Source organism: Vibrio echinoideorum, assembly GCF_024347455.1.
GTDB lineage: Bacteria > Pseudomonadota > Gammaproteobacteria > Enterobacterales > Vibrionaceae > Vibrio > Vibrio echinoideorum.
The window spans coordinates 3,324,788-3,342,786 of record NZ_AP025483.1 but is presented as its reverse complement, the minus strand read 5'-3'; the positions used below and the strand labels follow the sequence as shown (position 1 = coordinate 3,342,786).

The 17,999-nt window shown below is 37.0% G+C and carries 17 protein-coding genes; all 17 read left to right on the top strand.

All coding sequences use genetic code 11. From position 1 onward, the window contains the following. Window positions 1-288: 288 nt before the first annotated feature. A complete protein-coding gene (wecB, locus tag OCV36_RS15150) occupies window positions 289-1,413 on the top strand; it encodes a non-hydrolyzing UDP-N-acetylglucosamine 2-epimerase (RefSeq protein ID WP_135455676.1) in 1,125 nt (374 codons plus the stop codon). Between the two features lie 17 nt (window positions 1,414-1,430). Next, window positions 1,431-2,693, top strand: a complete 1,263-nt coding sequence (wecC, locus tag OCV36_RS15145) for a UDP-N-acetyl-D-mannosamine dehydrogenase (protein WP_135455674.1) — start codon at window positions 1,431-1,433, stop codon at window positions 2,691-2,693. After that, window positions 2,693-3,778: a dTDP-glucose 4,6-dehydratase gene (rfbB, locus tag OCV36_RS15140; protein WP_135455673.1), complete on the top strand. Its 1,086-nt coding sequence runs from the start codon at window positions 2,693-2,695 to the stop codon at window positions 3,776-3,778. Before wecC ends, rfbB begins: the two co-directional genes overlap by 1 nt. After that, entirely contained in the window at window positions 3,775-4,662 is an 888-nt protein-coding gene (gene rfbA / locus OCV36_RS15135) for a glucose-1-phosphate thymidylyltransferase RfbA (RefSeq protein WP_135455671.1), read from the top strand. The genes rfbB and rfbA overlap by 4 nt, the downstream gene beginning before the upstream one ends. Beyond that, complete coding sequence (rfbD, locus tag OCV36_RS15130) at window positions 4,662-5,540, top strand: dTDP-4-dehydrorhamnose reductase (protein WP_135455669.1); 879 nt, start codon at window positions 4,662-4,664, stop codon at window positions 5,538-5,540. The genes rfbA and rfbD overlap by 1 nt, the downstream gene beginning before the upstream one ends. 5 nt (window positions 5,541-5,545) lie before the next feature. Beyond that, entirely contained in the window at window positions 5,546-6,082 is a 537-nt protein-coding gene (gene rfbC / locus OCV36_RS15125) for a dTDP-4-dehydrorhamnose 3,5-epimerase (RefSeq protein WP_135455667.1), read from the top strand. 94 nt (window positions 6,083-6,176) lie between these two features. Further along, complete coding sequence (locus OCV36_RS15120) at window positions 6,177-7,106, top strand: hypothetical protein (protein ID WP_135455665.1); 930 nt, start codon at window positions 6,177-6,179, stop codon at window positions 7,104-7,106. Then, window positions 7,096-7,686, top strand: coding sequence for an acyltransferase (locus OCV36_RS25480; RefSeq protein ID WP_280953054.1), 591 nt, complete (start codon window positions 7,096-7,098; stop codon window positions 7,684-7,686). The genes OCV36_RS15120 and OCV36_RS25480 overlap by 11 nt, the downstream gene beginning before the upstream one ends. A 4-nt stretch (window positions 7,687-7,690) precedes the next feature. Next, window positions 7,691-8,359, top strand: a complete 669-nt coding sequence (locus OCV36_RS15110) for a sulfotransferase family 2 domain-containing protein (protein WP_135455662.1) — start codon at window positions 7,691-7,693, stop codon at window positions 8,357-8,359. Between the two features lie 5 nt (window positions 8,360-8,364). Continuing rightward, entirely contained in the window at window positions 8,365-9,159 is a 795-nt protein-coding gene (locus tag OCV36_RS15105; RefSeq protein ID WP_135455660.1) for a glycosyltransferase family 2 protein, read from the top strand. Beyond that, on the top strand, window positions 9,152-10,321 hold the full coding sequence (locus OCV36_RS15100; RefSeq protein WP_135455658.1) for an O-antigen ligase family protein: 1,170 nt from the start codon (window positions 9,152-9,154) through the stop codon (window positions 10,319-10,321). The genes OCV36_RS15105 and OCV36_RS15100 overlap by 8 nt, the downstream gene beginning before the upstream one ends. Beyond that, window positions 10,311-11,378: a glycosyltransferase family protein gene (locus OCV36_RS15095; RefSeq protein ID WP_135455656.1), complete on the top strand. Its 1,068-nt coding sequence runs from the start codon at window positions 10,311-10,313 to the stop codon at window positions 11,376-11,378. The genes OCV36_RS15100 and OCV36_RS15095 overlap by 11 nt, the downstream gene beginning before the upstream one ends. Continuing rightward, window positions 11,302-12,309, top strand: a complete 1,008-nt coding sequence (locus OCV36_RS15090) for a sulfotransferase family protein (RefSeq protein WP_135455654.1) — start codon at window positions 11,302-11,304, stop codon at window positions 12,307-12,309. Before OCV36_RS15095 ends, OCV36_RS15090 begins: the two co-directional genes overlap by 77 nt. After that, window positions 12,294-13,313: a hypothetical protein gene (locus OCV36_RS15085; protein ID WP_135455652.1), complete on the top strand. Its 1,020-nt coding sequence runs from the start codon at window positions 12,294-12,296 to the stop codon at window positions 13,311-13,313. Before OCV36_RS15090 ends, OCV36_RS15085 begins: the two co-directional genes overlap by 16 nt. Window position 13,314: 1 nt before the next feature. Continuing rightward, a complete protein-coding gene (locus tag OCV36_RS15080) occupies window positions 13,315-14,595 on the top strand; it encodes an oligosaccharide flippase family protein (RefSeq protein ID WP_135455649.1) in 1,281 nt (426 codons plus the stop codon). Between the two features lie 412 nt (window positions 14,596-15,007). Then, entirely contained in the window at window positions 15,008-16,627 is a 1,620-nt protein-coding gene (locus tag OCV36_RS15075) for a heparinase II/III family protein (RefSeq protein ID WP_135455857.1), read from the top strand. Continuing rightward, window positions 16,627-17,853, top strand: coding sequence for a glycosyltransferase family 4 protein (locus OCV36_RS15070; protein ID WP_135455647.1), 1,227 nt, complete (start codon window positions 16,627-16,629; stop codon window positions 17,851-17,853). The genes OCV36_RS15075 and OCV36_RS15070 overlap by 1 nt, the downstream gene beginning before the upstream one ends. Window positions 17,854-17,999 lie beyond the last annotated feature (146 nt).

Sequence of the window (17,999 nt, the reverse complement as noted above, 5' to 3'; positions counted from 1 at the left end):
TTGCCTGTAGGAGCCAAACCTAATGGCGGTAGCGTACCCAAATGCAGCTTGTTAGCAAGTAATAGCAAGTTAAAAAGTGCGGCAAGCTTAAAGGTTGAAAAAGCTTTTTTTGCGGCCTATTAGGGCGGTTTTTGAAAAGGTAGTAAAATCTAGGTTTTATAAAGGATTGTCTGCAATAGACTGTCTCAAAATGAATAAAAAGTGTCTCAGTGCGTTTTTAATGCTGAGATCAAAAGTCACAAAAAATCACTTCTTTTAATATAACCTGTCGGTTGGAAACTTCATAAAATGACTAAGAAAAAAATTCTTACGGTTTTTGGCACGCGTCCAGAAGCCATCAAAATGGCACCTTTGGTTCATGCTCTAGCGGCCGATGATCGCTTTGAAGCCAAGTGCTGTGTGACGGCTCAGCACCGTGAAATGCTTGACCAAGTTTTAGAGTTGTTTGAAATAACGCCCGACTACGATTTGAATTTAATGAAAGCGGGGCAAACACTCAATGAAGTGACAGCGCGTATTTTGTTAGAGCTTAAACCCGTACTAGAAGAATTCAAACCTGATGTGGTTTTAGTGCACGGTGATACGGCAACAACGTTTGCTGCAAGCCTAGCGGCTTATTACGAACAAATTGCTGTCGGTCATGTGGAAGCTGGTCTCCGTACTGGTAATATTTACTCACCTTGGCCTGAAGAAGGCAATCGCAGATTAACTGGCGCGTTGACCAAATACCACTTTGCACCAACGCCAACATCACAAGAAAACCTGCTTAAAGAGAACTTTAATCCAGAAGACATTTCAGTAACGGGTAATACCGTCATTGATGCCTTGCTAATGGTCAAAGACAAGATCGATTCTGACAAAGATTTGAACGCTACGCTTTCTGCTCAGTTCCCGTTCTTAGACGTAAACAAAAAGCTGATTCTTGTGACTGGTCATCGCCGTGAAAGTTTTGGTGGCGGTTTTGAGCGCATTTGTGAATCGCTTGCTATTACGGCTAAAGCGCACCCGGATACGCAAATTCTGTACCCAATGCATCTTAATCCAAATGTGCGCGAACCGGTTAACCGCATTCTTGCAGGCATTGATAACATCCACCTTATTGAGCCTCAGCAATACCTGCCATTCATTTACTTAATGAGCCGCGCGCACATTATTTTGACCGACTCAGGTGGCATTCAAGAAGAAGCGCCTTCACTAGGCAAACCAGTTCTAGTAATGCGTGATACCACAGAGCGCCCAGAAGCGGTTGAAGCCGGCACGGTGAAGTTAGTTGGTACTGATGTTGACATGATTGTTGAGAATTTAAATCAGCTACTAACGGATGAAAGCGCTTATCAAGCGATGAGTTTTGCACACAACCCATACGGTGACGGTAAAGCTTGTAAACGAATCTTGAACGAATTAGCAAAATAAAACTTTAGGGAATAATAATGTCTTTTGAAACAATTTCAGTAGTCGGTTTAGGTTACATCGGGCTGCCGACAGCAGCGATGTTTGCATCGCGTAAGAAAAAAGTTATCGGTGTCGATGTCAATCAACACGCTGTAGATACCATCAATCGCGGTGAAATTCATATCGTAGAGCCAGATTTAGATATGTTAGTAAGTGCCGCAGTCCAGCAAGGCTTTTTAAAAGCGGTTACGACTCCAGAAGCTGCAGATGCCTTTTTGATTGCAGTTCCTACCCCATTTCTTCCTACTGAAAATGAAGGTGATATTCCAAAGCCGGATCTTCGTTATATCGAAGCGGCTTCAAAAGCAATTGCGCCAGTATTGAAGAAAGGTGACTTAGTTATACTAGAGTCTACATCACCAGTCGGTGCAACTGAGCAAATGGCGGAGTGGTTGAGTGAAGCGCGTTCAGACTTAACATTCCCACAAACGCACGGTGAAAGTGCAGATGTTAATGTTGCACATTGTCCTGAGCGTGTATTACCCGGTCATGTGGTAACAGAACTTGTACAAAATGATCGCGTAATTGGTGGTATGAGTAAGCGCTGTTCAGAGCGCAGTGTAGAGTTGTACAAAACCTTTGTTATGGGTGATTGTGTGATCACTAATGCACGTACCGCAGAAATGGCCAAGTTGACAGAAAATAGCTGCCGTGATGTTCAAATTGCTTTTGCAAACGAACTATCGATGATTTGTGATGATCTCGATATTGATGTGTGGGAGTTGATTGCTTTAGCAAACCGCCACCCTCGTATTAACATTCTACAACCTGGACCAGGGGTTGGTGGGCATTGCATCGCTGTTGATCCTTGGTTTATTGTTTCAAAAACACCAGAGCTAGCAAAGTTAATTAAAACTGCGCGTGATGTGAATGATAAAAAGCCTGAATGGGTCATTGATAAAGTTAAAATTGCATTGGCTGAATTTTTACAAGCGAACCCATCTAAAACCGCAAAAGATGTGACTATTGCTTGTTATGGTTTAGCATTTAAACCTGATATTGATGACTTGCGTGAAAGTCCTGCGTTAGATATTACAAAATCTATCGCAGATTTTCATTCAGGCCAAGTGTTAGCCATTGAACCTAATATTGAAGAAATTAAGCATGATAATATTAAACTAGTGACAATTGATGAGTCTCTAACAAAGACTGATATTCATGTGATGCTTGTGGATCATAAACAGTTTAAGAAGATTAGATTAACTGATTCATTTGTTATCGATACGAAGGGCATCTGGTAATGAAAATCCTCGTTACCGGCGGTGCTGGTTTTATCGGCTCAGCTGTTATTCGTCATATCATCAAGAATACTTCAGACAGCGTGATCAACGTTGACAAGCTCACTTACGCAGGTAATTTACAGTCTCTTGTTGACGTGGATTCAAGTAAACGTTATGCGTTCGAGCAAGTCGATATTTGCAATCGTTCAGAGCTTGACCGAGTGTTCTCTGAGCACAAACCCGATGCGGTAATGCACCTCGCGGCTGAATCACATGTTGACCGCTCAATCACAGGCCCTGCCGCATTCATCGAAACCAATATTGTTGGCACTTATACGCTGCTAGAAGCGACTCGCGAGTACTGGAATACGCTTGAAGAAGGTGTGAAAGCCGAGTTCCGTTTCCATCATATTTCTACCGATGAAGTGTATGGCGATCTCCCACATCCCGATGAAGTTCCAGAAGGTACAGTGCTGCCAATGTTTTTGGAGACAACCTCGTATGAGCCATCAAGCCCATATTCGGCGTCAAAAGCCTCGAGCGACCACTTAGTTCGTGCATGGTTGCGTACTTACGGACTGCCAACCATAGTAACCAACTGCTCAAACAACTACGGTCCTTATCACTTCCCTGAAAAATTGATCCCGTTAGTGATTCTTAATGCTCTAGAGGGTAAAGACCTTCCTATCTATGGAAAAGGCGATCAAATCCGTGACTGGCTGTTTGTTGAAGACCATGCGCGAGCGCTCTACAAAGTCGTGACCGAAGGTAAAGTGGGCGAGACCTACAATATTGGTGGTCATAACGAGAAGAAAAACCTTGAAGTTGTGAACACGATTTGTGAAATCCTAGACTCGTTAGTGCCGAAAGAGTCAGCGTATGCTGAGCAGATCACCAATGTGCAAGATCGCCGTTACGCGATTGATTCATCTAAAATGCAGCGTGAGCTAGGTTGGACGCCTGAGGAAACCTTTGAAACGGGTCTTCGCAAGACAGTGCAATGGTATCTAGACAACTCAGCGTGGTGTCAAAATGTGCAAGATGGCAGCTACCAACGTGAGCGTCTAGGTGTAGAAATTGTTGAACCAAAGGAAGGTAACGAATGAAAGGTATTGTACTAGCGGGTGGTTCAGGTACGCGTTTATACCCATTAACCCGTGGTGTTTCAAAGCAACTATTGCCTATCTACGATAAGCCGATGGTGTTTTACCCGATTTCAACGTTAATGCTGGCGGGCATTAAAGATATTTTGATTATCACAACATCAGAAGACAACGCAGGATTCCAGCGCTTACTTGGTGATGGTTCTGATTTCGGTATTAATCTTGAGTACGCGATTCAGCCAAGCCCAGATGGTCTAGCACAAGCGTTTATTATCGGTGAAGAGTTCATTGGTGATGACAGCGTCTGTTTAGTGCTGGGTGATAATATATTCTACGGTCAGTCTTTTTCTAAAACGCTGCAAAGCGCGGCGTCAAGAGAATCTGGTGCTACGGTATTCGGTTACCAAGTGAAAGATCCAGAGCGTTTTGGTGTGGTTGAGTTTGGTGAAGAGATGAAAGCCGTCTCTATTGAAGAGAAGCCTCAAGTACCAAAGTCCAACTATGCAGTCACAGGTTTGTATTTCTACGATAATCGAGTGGTAGAAATGGCGAAGCAAGTGAAACCATCACACCGTGGCGAGTTAGAAATTACTACTCTCAATGAAATGTACTTAAATGACGGCTCGCTAAACGTAGAGTTACTCGGTCGTGGTTTTGCATGGTTAGATACTGGCACACACGAAAGTCTGCATGAAGCCTCTTCTTTCGTGCAAACGATTGAGAATGTTCAGGGCTTAAAAGTCGCGTGTCTAGAAGAAATCGCATGGCGCAACGGATGGCTGAGTGATGAGCAGGTATTGACGCTCGCTAAGCCGATGATGAAAAACGAATACGGTCAGTATTTGACGCGTTTAGTGACTGAAACTCAGAAAAAGGCAGTAAGCTAATGCGTATTTTAATTACGGGTTGCCATGGCCAAGTGGGTTCAAGTTTAACTGAGCAGTTAGCGAACCATGAGAATACTGAAGTGTTAGCGCTTGATAGAGAGCACCTTGATATCACAAGTCAAGATGCCGTCAATGCAGCGGTTGCTGAGTTTAAACCGAGCATCATTATTAATGCGGCGGCACATACAGCGGTTGATAAGGCAGAAGAAGAAGTCGACCTTTCTTACGCGATAAATCGTGATGGTCCAAAATACCTTGCACAAGCGGCACAAAGTGTTAATGCTGCAATACTGCATATCTCGACCGATTATGTCTTTGAAGGCAATAAAGCCGGTGAGTATGGGGAAACGGATACGACAAACCCGCAAGGCATTTATGGTAAAAGCAAGCTCGCCGGTGAAATTGCCGTGGCGCAAGCGTGTGATAAACACATTATTCTTCGTACTGCATGGGTGTTTGGTGAGAGCGGCAATAATTTCGTGAAAACCATGCTGCGTTTAGGTGCAAACAGAGGCGCATTGAGTATTGTCGGTGACCAGTTTGGTGGGCCGACGTATGCGGGTGATATTGCGGGGGCATTGATTCAAATAGCCAAACGCATCACTCAGGGGGATGCGGTGGATTATGGTGTTTACCATTACTCGGGTTTGCCACATGTCAGTTGGTTTGACTTTGCTGATGCTATTTTTAATGTAGCGGCTGAGCAAGGAGTGCTAGCGAAGAAGCCGAGCTTAACAAGCATCACCACCGACCAATACCCAACCCCTGCAAAGCGCCCAAGTAACTCTCGATTGAGTAACGAGAAAATCATTCAAGGTTTCTCTGTTGAAGCGAGTGATTGGCACCTAGCCCTGAAAAATATCAATGAATACATGTGATTGACATGAAAGTAATAGAAACAGAAATCCCTGATGTGAAGATTATAGAGCCTGCAGTCTTTGGTGATGAGCGTGGCTTCTTTATGGAAACCTGGCAGCAAAAAAAGTTTGAAGAGCTTGTTACTGGTAAGCCGATCCAATTTGTTCAAGACAATCACTCTAAATCAAAGAAAGGCATTCTCCGTGGTCTTCACTATCAAACTGAAAACACACAAGGAAAATTAGTTCGAGTTGTTTCCGGTGAAGTCTTTGATGTAGTTGTTGATGTTCGTAAAGATTCCCCAACGTTTGGGAGGTGGGTCGGAGTGTACCTGTCTGCAGAGAATAAGCGCCAACTTTGGGTGCCAGAAGGTTTTGCACATGGATTCTATGTTACGAGTGAAGAGGCCGAGTTTGTGTATAAGTGCACTGACTACTATAACCCATCCGCTGAAGTGTCTTTAGCATGGGATGATGATACTATTAATATTAAATGGCCATTATTAGGAGAGCCAAAATTGTCGCTAAAAGACAGAAACGGTGTAATACTAAATGAAATTTAAAAGAATTTCTGGTAAAAGTATAGATATAAAGTTACGTTGAATAAATAGTAAAAAATAAAGACAGACTAAATATAATTTAATTGCGAATCGATAAATGAAAATAATATACATAATGGGCCGTGGTCACAGTGGTTCTACGATACTTGATATTGTTCTTGGAAACAATGATGGTGTTGATAGTGTTGGGGAGTTTATTTCTGGCATATCTCGACTAGAATACGATAACTGTTCTTGTGGGGAATCTATTTTAGAGTGTGGTTTTTGGTCTCAAATAAAAAGAGAGTATGAGCTTAATACTAAGAAAGATTTTAATAATGATATGAAATATTTCAGTGAGTTTTTTCATTTGAAGAATTTGTATAAAATCATTTTCTATAGTAAGGAAAATAGTGAGATTGAGCGTCTGATTTATATTCAAAATTCGGTGTTTAGAGCGATTAGTAAAGTCACTGAATCAGAAGTTATTGTCGACTCATCTAAAGAGATTACTAGGGCGATATTTTTAACAAAGTATATTGATAATTCCCATGTTGTACACTTAATTAGAGAGCCTCTCACTGTATTCTCTTCAACCTACAAAAGGTTTTTGGGTGGAGAACATCTAAAGTTTTTGAGATGTAGATTTAAACCTAGTAAAGTATTGTTTGTATTTTATTCTATCCTCTTATCTTTGTCCTGGTCGGTTGGATACTTTTTAAGTTTGATCACCCTACTTTATGGCAGAAGTAAATACTCGCAAACTAACTATGACAACTTTATAGATAAGCCTTCGGAAGCACTAAAAGAGTTAGAATTAAAGACTTCAGTAAACTTTCAAAATGTAATCGTAAAGATAGAAAGAAATGAGTATCTAAAAATTGGCCATAATATCGGCGGGAATAGAATAAAAAATAACGGGGTAATAAAGATTAAAAAATCGATAGGTAAAACTGATGTTCCTTTTTACCTGAAAGTAATTAATGTTATATTAACTAAACCGGTATGGTATTTAAATAGAATAATTAAGGCAGCCAATGTCATTTGATTTTAAAGTGGGAAGTATATATAAGTTAGCTTTTGTAAAATTAATAAATTTAGTTGATAGGTTTTACTATTATAGGTCTAAAGTTAAATATCATCCATTTATAGAGTCCAATGGTAAATATCGTCTTGGAAAAAATTTTAAATTGACATTTTTAAATGTCAAAAATGGTCAACTTAAGGTTGTGTTGAATGGCAATAACAAGTTAGGTGATTATTGTAATATACAAGGTACCAGCACGATTTTTTTTGGTGAAAGAACTTATTGTGGAGATTTTTGTACATTTGGCTGTAACGAGTCAATCATTATTGGTGATGATGTAATGATTGGACAATATGTATCTATAAGAGACACCAATCACAAATATGAGAGCAATACTCTAAACATGAATAAACAGGGCATTTATACTAGTCCAGTAATTATTGAAAATAACGTTTGGATTGGAGCCGGAGTATCAATTTTAGCTGGTGTCAAAATTGGAAGTGGAGCTATAGTGGCTGCAGGTTCAGTTGTAACTAAAGATGTTAATGCTAATGAAATAGTGGGTGGCGTACCTGCAAAACTAATTAAATATAGAGTTTGATACTATGAATAAATTTAGTTTTAAATATTACATTAAATATGCAAGACACTACTTTCTAATAAAGACCGGCTATAATTTAGTTAGAAAAGACCCATATAAGCCTTACCACAATTCGTTTATATTTATACATATACCCAAATCAGCTGGTATGAGTGTAGTGAAAGAGCTATATGGCATAGATAGCTCAACTCATGCAACGGCTTCAGATTTTATAAGAAAAGATAAAAGTTATTTTGATAGTTTGTATACCTTTAGTGTGGTTAGAAATCCTTATAACAGGCTAGTATCAGCATATGATTATTTGAAGAGAGGGGGAATGAATATAAATGATAGGGTTTGGCGAGATATATATATATCAAAGTACTCAGATCTAAACGATTTTGTAATAAATGGGGGGCTAGAACACGCCATATTAAAGAAGGCAGATCATTTTCGAACACAGACTGATTATGTCTACAACGACGGTAGTTTGGTGTTAAAAGCAGTTTTTAAATTTGAAAACCTAATTGAAATGAAAAAAATTGTAGCTAAAGAAATCCAGAGAGAAATAAATTTAGGTAAGGTCAATACACATCCCATAGACAATAAGAAAAGTGTGCTATCAAATAGAGCTAGAGATATTGTATTTGAACTTTATTCTGAAGACTTTAAAAATTTTGGTTATGAAAAGTAAGATTTATGAATATTGTATTTCTGATAATTATTTATAACAGAGAATTGAAAGAAAGTAGCACTTATCGCTCATTTATTGACAATCATGAAATTTTTGAAGATATGGATACTAGTTTATTAGTTTGGAATAATGGTATAAAGGAGATATTTTTCGAAGATTGTAGTTTGAAAAAAAGCAGAATTGAAATTATTAATAGTAAGAACAACACTCCTCTATCTAATGTTTACAATAGATTTATAAATTCTTATAGTGCTGACTATTATGTAGTGTTAGATGATGATTCTTATCTAACTAAAGAGTATTTTGAAGATCTAAAAAACAAAGCTAGAACATTCGAACATGATTTGATTTTACCATTAGTTACTGTTGGTACGAAAGTAGTTAGCCCAAACTTAGAATGCAACTTGATAAATCGTCCCACCGCAATTGCTAGCGGCATGATAATTAGTAGTCAACTACTAGAGCGAATAAGCGCCAAATATGGAAGTTATTTTGATGAGCGATTTGTTCTTTATGCCGTAGACTATTCATTTATGTGCAGGGCTTCAAACGTAACAAACAATGTCGAGGTTATTAGAGGATTTGAACATGACAAGTCTACCTTGGGTGCATCAATTAGTGATTTTCGGAGAAAAGAACTTGGCTATGCTTTAGGGTTGAAATTAAGATACTATTTCGAATTAAAACATCTGTATGTATTTTTAAGATCCTTTGGGTCTTGGATCATATTCTTACCATATCGTGTAGATTTTTTGTCAGCGCTAAAAGTATTTATTTTAGGGAAACACCCTAATGTATGATAAACATGATATATCTGTTTTTTTGATAGCTATTGTCCCATTTTCCACATTCTTTGACTTTGTTTTTAAGATTTATGGCTTAAATATTCCAGTTAGTTTAAATGTTATATCAATTATTTTTCTATCTATCTTAATTGTAGTTAAAAAACCAAATGAAATAAATAAAAATAGCGCTTTAATTCTTGCGTTATTATCTTTGATGTACATATTTCAATTGCTGAACTATACAGTTAATTATGGTGAATTCAATGCGTTCAAAAGCAAGTTTGCAACATTAAGCTTAACATTAATCTATGGCCTAATAATTAGTTTGACACCTTTAAATGAAAAAAAAATATTAGTTATTCTTGGGCATATTTCTTCTTTCAGCAGTGTGATATTTTTAATGGTGTACCCAAAAATATTTTATGGTGGGACGTTAGAGAACGAAGAGTTTGTTAGTTTGTATATGCATGCAGGTACTTTAAGTGGTGTAGGGATTTTATCATATTATTTACTAATGAAAGAAGAGATAGCAATCAGCAAATCCAAGTTATTATTGTTGATAACTATAAACATTATAGCATTAGTTGTTTCGGGCTCTAGAGGTCCATTAATATTTATGCTTGCTGTTATTTTATTTGATATTTTCTTAATGCAACGTAACATTAAGAGTATATTCTATATGTTACTAGCTTTCTTTGGTTTCTCATGCTTTCTTGGCATAATGTATTTTATCTCTCAAGATCAAGTCGCAATCCTTTTTGATAGGAGTATTAGTAGAATGCTTGATCTATTTAATTCAGGCAACGAGTCTAGAGAAAACATGTTAAATTTTGCCTTTGGATCTAATGAATATATTAGTATTGTTATCGGGAAAGGATTTAGCTCATTCGGTATAGATTATAATAATCATGATATTTACGGCTATCCTCATAATATATTCGCTGAGTTGTATTATGAAGGTGGATTAGTGTCTATGTTTTTATTTATGTCTGTATTATATGTTTATTTCAAAAGTGTGAGGCAGAGGAAAAGTATTTTATTCTTACTCTTTATCTTTATTCTTTTAATGTCAATGAAAAGCTTTTCCTTATCAGGAAATAGGTTTTTGATACTATTTATACTGATTAATTCTTTGTCCTGGGGTAGATTTTTAAGGATGAATAAAATTGAAAAATAAAAACGTATTATATTTACTTCCTCAAGTGGACTTTTTTAAGAAGGGAATGAGAGGTCGGGTGAGTCATGCTTGTGGATTTATCAAAGGTTGCTTAGAGAATAACAATAAAATAGAACTTGTAAGTGGCTACGGTCTAGAGCGATTCTTTGATACAACCAGAATAAAGTATAGGCCGGCAAATTACTTTCTAGTCTTTTACACATTCTGGTTTTTATTTAAGTATGGAAAAAATTATGATGTGGTAGTTTGTAGGTGGAAACCTTTGCTATCATTAGTATTTTATTTCGCAAGGCCATTCTTAAAATGTGATATCACATTCGAAGTCAACTCTTTAACAAGTTTATCTTGGAAGGGTCGTATACTTAAAGAACTAAGTTTGTTTGATTTAAGAATATTAGGTTCAAAATTTCATTTGTTTTTAATGTCAAATCAAGCGCTAAAAGAACTATCCACAGTGACAGGTATAAAAGAAAGTATCATACTATCCAGTATCGTACCAAATGGCTACGACCAAGACATATTTAAAGCACTCGACGTTAAAAACGATGTTAAAGAGCCTATAAGCTTGGTTTACTTTGGAACGAAGCAATCTTATTACGATTGGGACTTTCTATTTAGTACTATTAATAAAATGAAGAAACCTTCGCTCATATCTAATCTGCATATCTTTGGATTTGACGATGGGAATACGTCAGATGGAATATTGTTCCATGGAAAGTTTGAACAAAAAAACTTATTAAGTAAAATTGAGAAAGTTACTAATCCTGTGCTAATTATGCATTCAAAAAATACTGACATGGCTAAGAGCGGCAGTCCTATGAAGCTGTTTGAATATGGTAGTTTAGGTTTACCGATTATTATAGCAGATTGCATGAAAGTAAAGGTAGAAGATTATAATTCATATATACCTTATAAGGCTAGCGATGAAGGTTTCTTTTCTGTGTTATTAGATTTGAATGAAAATTACGAAAACTATTTGAATGAAGCGAAAACAATTAGTTTTGAGATCGCACAAAATGAATCGTGGGCTGCACAGGTCGCGAATATTGAGCTTTAGGGATATTAATTTGAAGAATATATTCATTGTTGGCGTAGGCCGATCAGGTACTTCCTTATTACAGTCGATGATAGGTAGTCATAGCAAAATTACTACCCTGCCAGAGAATTCAATTTTGAGGAGATATCTTGGCTCTAGGAATAGTAGAAAAAGAATGAATCAAGGTGACGTTTCCTTTTTTAATTCTTTAATTGATGATGAGAAAATAAAACGTTTAAACAAAGATATCAGCTCTGAAGAACTAGCGGCTGTTAGTAAAAACAGTGGACCAGAAAAAGTCTATGAATATTTTTTAGAGAGTAATGTAACTACTGAATTTGTCTGTGATAAAGACCCTAAATTAATCGAATACTTAAGTTTGATCCATAATTTAAGACCGAATTCATATATAGTACATATCATTCGAGATCCAAGGGATGTGTTATTATCAAAAAAGAAAGCCGAATGGTCTAAGAAAGGAAGTGTGTTTAAGCATGTGTTCGCAAATAAAGTTCAACTTGAACTAGCCGAGCGGTTAGGTGCTGAATTATTTGCAGGCAGATATATTACTTTAAAATATGAAGACCTAATTCAAAATCCAGAACGTACATTGGATGATATATGTGACAAACTATCCATCGTATTTGAACCAAAAATGTTAAATTTTTCAGATGTTTCTAAGACTCTTGTTTCTAAAGAAGAGGTTAGTTGGAAAAAGGAAACACTAGGGCCTATTTTGGCAACAAACAAAAAGAAGTGGGAAAACGAGTTGTCACATTTTGATATCTTATTGGTAGAATCATGTTTGAGAGATGCTTTTTCAAAGTTTGGTTATCGGAAGTCTATTCTAGAGAGAAATATACTCGAGAAAGGATTTTTTACAATAATAAGGCTCGTTAATGTTATGTTGACTGGTCTGTATATTAAGTATGTATTATGGAAACAAAATTAGAAATTTTAGAGCATATTAAAGGGCGCGTTCTTTACTGTGATGTAGACTATGTGATCTATTCAAAAGGCAGTAGGGTTTTTAAAAAGTATAATCAGCAAGATAGTTCTGAATTACTCTGTGATTTATCCAACAGTTTATTCGATCGTTTTTTATCTAATCTTCACTTAGTATCGAGACTCCTAAGATTGGGAGTGCATCATTTTGTGAGAACCAATAACTTTTATTTTGTAATCTATAACAAAATTATAATTAAGTTGGACCTAGAGTTTAATATTTTGAACTCAATTAAAATAATAGGTAGTCGACCGCTATGTGTTACGCATATCGATGATATGCTGTATTATGGCGAATATATTTCGAATAATGACAACTCAGAAGTCCGATTACTTAAAACCGATGGGAGGTTTCATTACACAGTCACAAAATTTAATAATATAAGACACATACATGGAGTTTTTGTTGATCCTTATAACCAAGACATTTATGTAACGACAGGTGATAGTGATGTTGAATCTGCTATCTGGAAATTTAACAGTAAAAAGGAAAAATTTGTTCCTTTTTTAAAAGGTAGTCAACAACAAAGAACGGTACAACTTTGTTTTACAGATGAAAATATATTTTATTGTACTGATACCCCTTTTGAAACTAATTACTTGTATAGACTTGAAAGGAACGATATCCAAAAGGCTATAGGCTATTTCGATAATCCGCTACCGTCCTCAGTATTTTATACTAAAAATGTAGGTGAAAGCATCATTTTTTCTACAGTATGCGAGCCAAGTTCTTATAACAATACATCTGAATGTTTTTTATATGTGATGAAAAATGGAAGTGTAAAAAAACTATACTCCGAATCAAAAGATTGTCTGTCAATGCGATACTTCCAATATGGGCAGTTTCTATTTCCTGAAATGGATGACAATATTGTCGATTTTATTTGGGTTTATAGCATTGGCACAAATTACCATGGAATATCAATCAAGTTATCACTGAGAGGAATATAAGGTGTTAAAATTGTTTCTCGGTTCAGCTTTTATACAATTCATTGGTAAAATAATACTTATAGTCACAGGTGTAATTATAGCTAGAAATTCAGAGTTAGAGCTATATGGGAATTACAGTTATTTGCTTTCAATTGTTTCATTGCTCGCAATTCCTGTCATAGCAGGACTGCCACAGTTGCTTGTCAGAGAAGTATCTCAATTAAGTAAAGTTAACGACCTTTCAAAACTTAAAGGTATAGTTTCGTGGTCTGGGATATATACTTTAATTGTTTATGTTCTTGTATCTTTTTGCTATCTCGTATTCATATATACCACTTCTTCTGAAATTTCATATCTAAATTTAATCATCTTGCTGATTGTTTTTTTTAAGGTGACTACATTAAGATATTCTGCCATAATAAATGGAACCAAAAAGACGTTGGAATCACAATTGGCGCAAGCTATTGTTTACTCACTTATTTTGTTTGGTTGTACACTTTACCTAGTTTTTGTCCAAGAAATTTTTGACTCTATGGATTTGCTGATTATAAACCTCATATCTTATATTTTTGCTGCGACTTTTTCTTTTGTATTATTCAAAACCATGAAAATTTCTGTCGCTTTAAAAAGTTCCTCTGTTGAAATGGATGTAACATCTTGGCAAAAGTCACTACTTCCGTTTACGTTGATGTTTGTTTTAGTTAATTTTAACGCTGAGCTAGGTGTGCTTTTTTTAGGGATGTTTTCGACTAGTGAAAACGTAGCAATTTTCAAAGTTTCTTCTCAGGGCATTGTTATAATAATGCTAGCTATGAATACGATAAACACTGTCATATCTCCGGATCTCTCTAGTTTATATAAAGAAAATCGGCTACAAGAAATGCAGACGACATTATCGGAAAGTGTTAAAATAACCACTTGTTTTATGATTCCAATCGTGATTTTGTTTTTTGCGTTCGGAGAGCAGGTTATCGTTTTCTTGTTTGGTCAAAAGTATGTTGACGCTTATCCGGTCTTACTTTTACTTACTGTTGGTCAGATTTTTAATACCATGCTTGGTTCCCCCGGCGTACTGCTTAATATGGCAGGGTTTGAAAACTTTACGTTAAAAATCATGGTGTTATCTGTTGTAATCTACTTATCTTTACTTTTTTTATTCGTTTCTCCTTTTGGCGTGCAGGGCGCTGCAATATCGCTCGTTATTACCAATATTTTTTGGAAAGCAAACCTGGCCCTCTTTTCCTACAGAAAACTAGGCCTAGTAACTTGGTTCAAACCAAAATTATTACTCAAAAATATTTGATGTAAAATTTTGTGCGTATTATTCATTTGTTATGATTAAGTTCACAATTTTGTTTTTATACTTCCAAAGTAAATTTCCATAGATTTGTTGATTAGTTAAAAATATATGATAAGTTGTGGGAATTACGTTTTAAATTTACAAGTTATTGATTTGTATTTCTATGTTCATTATTATATTCCGGATTCTTCAGGGGGGAGTACTTTGATTTTTAAAAATAGGTATAATAGTTTCTTTTTATATTGTATTATATTTATCGCATAGTATTGAATGGTTATGGTTATGGTTATGGTTATGGTTATGGTTATGGTTATGGTTAATTTTTTCATTTCAAACCATAGTTCTATTTTTTATCTGGTGATTACCTGAGTTAATACACTTAATGCTAGTGAGAATAAAATTCATGATCCTTTATATAAATAAAATACTAAATCTTTATCACACACTAAAATATCTCAAGCCAATTCAGTTGACGAATCGAGTTTATAGGAAACTGTATAAAGTAAGGTTTAGCGCGCCGATTACCCAATGTAACCATACTTCAAACGACTGGCTTTTGTTTTCTGTTTTACCATCATGCTATCAAGGTAGCAGACAGTTTAAGTTCCTGAACGTGGTAGATGTTCTTAGTGACTGGAATGATAAGAATAAAGCCAAACTTTGGCTTTATAATCTTCATTATTTTGACGATTTAAATCAACTTGGGTGGCAAGAGCGGACTGATATTCATACAGACCTTATCGATACTTGGATTGCGCAGAATCCTCCTATGATGGGTAATGGTTGGGAGCCTTACACAATCTCACTTCGTTCCGTTAATTGGATAAAGTGGTTTTTATACGGAAATGAGCCTAAATCAGAATGGTTATCGAGTCTCTCTCTTCAAGTTCAGGCACTTGACCAACAGTTAGAATACCATTTACTTGGGAACCATCTATTTGCTAACGCAAAAGGGTTAGTGTTTGCCGGTTGTTTTTTCAAAGGGAAGGATGCTAAAGCGTGGTTAATGCGAGGTCTGGCGATTTTAGAAAAGGAGGTTCCTGAACAAATCTTAGCTGATGGCGGTAATTTTGAATTGACACCAATGTATCACAACACCATATTGGCTGATATGCTCGATTTATATCACCTGAGTCTTGTTTATCATGACTTAATTCCGAGTGAAACTCAGAGTGCCTGGTATGAGTACATTTTGAAAATGTTCGAATGGGCAGAGCTGATGGAACATCCTGATGGCGATATTTCATTCTTTAATGACTCTGCATTTGGCATCGCACCGAGACTCAAAAGCCTAAAAGAATATGCCGAAATCTTGAACGTCGATCTACCTAGCTCTATTGGTGAGCAAGTTACTTTGTTAAAGGATAGTGGTTATGTTGTTGCGAAAGTGAACAAGATAAAGCTTATCACTGATGTAGCCAAGGTAGGTCCAGATTATATTCCTGGCCATGCCCATGCAGACACACTTTCATTTGAGTTAAGTATTGGTAATCAGAGAGTTTTTGTGAACAGTGGTACTTCTGTTTACGGACTGGGAGAAGAAAGACACAGGCAGCGTAAAACCGAAACCCACAACACAGTAGTGGTTGATGGTGAAGACTCTTCAGAAGTGTGGAGTGGTTTCCGAGTTGCGAGGCGTGCTTATCCGAGTAACCCAGAAATTAAGGTTAACGAGCAGACCGTTAGTGTCGAATGTTCGCATGACGGTTACATGCGTTTACCTGGAAAGGTGATACATACCCGTAATTGGCAGTTAACTCCTGAAAGCTTGGTTGTCTCAGACTTACTAACAGGTAAGTTTAATGATGCACAGGCACATTATCACTTGCATCCAGATATACAAGTTTTGAATGAGGACGAACTCATCATCCAACTACCGGATAACAGCAAGTACGTGGTTAAAGTAGAGGGCGGTGATACCGTCATACTTGATTCCACATGGCATCCAGAATTTGGCCTATCGGTCGCCAATAAAAAGCTTCTAGTAGATTTTAAGCAGAATGAAGTGACCTTTGTTCTCGAACGGATAACGTAATGCACATTCTATTTTTGACAGATAACTTCCCTCCAGAAGGAAATGCTCCAGCGACAAGAACATACGAGCATGCAATTCGTTGGGTTAACGCTGGTCATAAAGTCACAGTTATTACCTGTGCGCCTAATTTTCCGGAAGGAAAGCTCTTCGAGGGCTTCAAAAACTCTTGGTATCAAACTCATTACTTAGATGGGATTAAAGTAGTTCGAGTTAAAACATACATTACTGCGAACGAAGGTTTTGTAAAACGCATCCTAGATTACATGTCGTTTATGGTGACTGGTTTCTTTGCGGGATTGTTTCAGAAAAAGGCAGATGTAATCGTAGCGACTTCACCACAGTTCTTCTGTGCGTGTGCAGGATGGGCGTTATCAGCGGTCAGAAGAAAGCCTTTTGTGTTTGAGCTTCGTGATATTTGGCCTGCTTCGATAACAGCTGTCGGTGCGATGAAGGAAAGCTTTGTGATTCGCATGCTTGAGAAAATCGAATTGTTTCTGTATCGCCGAGCTGACTCAATTGTTTCAGTGACTAACGCATTTAAGAAAGAGCTCATTGAACGTGGCATTGATGGTGAAAAAATTGATGTCGTTCTAAATGGCGTGGATTTGTCCAAATATGAACCGTCGAAGGCTAAAGACAACTCGCTTGCTGAGCAATACGATTTGGAGGGAAAATTTGTTGTTGGCTATGTCGGCACTCATGGCATGGCACATGGTCTTGAACATATCGTTGATGTTGCTGAACGCTTGAAGAGTCATGATGATATTCGAGTTGTATTCGCCGGTGGAGGTGCTGCTCGTCAAAAGGTAGTTGACCTAGTAAAAGAAAATAACCTTTCCAACGTGGTGCTTATTGATCGTCAGCCTAAAGAAATGATGCCTAAAGTATGGTCACTTTGCGACGTTTCATTGGTTCCTTTGGTGAATAGCGACTTGTTTAGGACTGTGATTCCATCAAAGATATTTGAATGTATGGGTATGGGAATACCCACAGTTATGAGCGTGCCAGAGGGTGAGGCTACTGAGATTATACGTGGCACCAACTCGGGCTTAGTTGTAGAAAGTGAAAATGTCGAACAAATCACTGATGCAGTGCTTAAGTTATATTCGGATAAAGAGCTTTATCAGAATATACGCCAATGTAGCATTGAATCTGCTCCAAAGTTTAGCCGAAACATAATGGCTGGAGATATGGTCTCTATTTTTCTAAAGCAAAACGTTGGTTAACGAGTTATCTAGTTTGGTTGGGGAAGTTCAGAATGTGAACTGTCGATTACCATGTTGGTCATCTAAATATTTTTGTGTTGAACGTATGTGTTTTTGATGTTGGGCCTGAATTCAGATAATAAGTGTGACACTTCATGGGGAGGGAG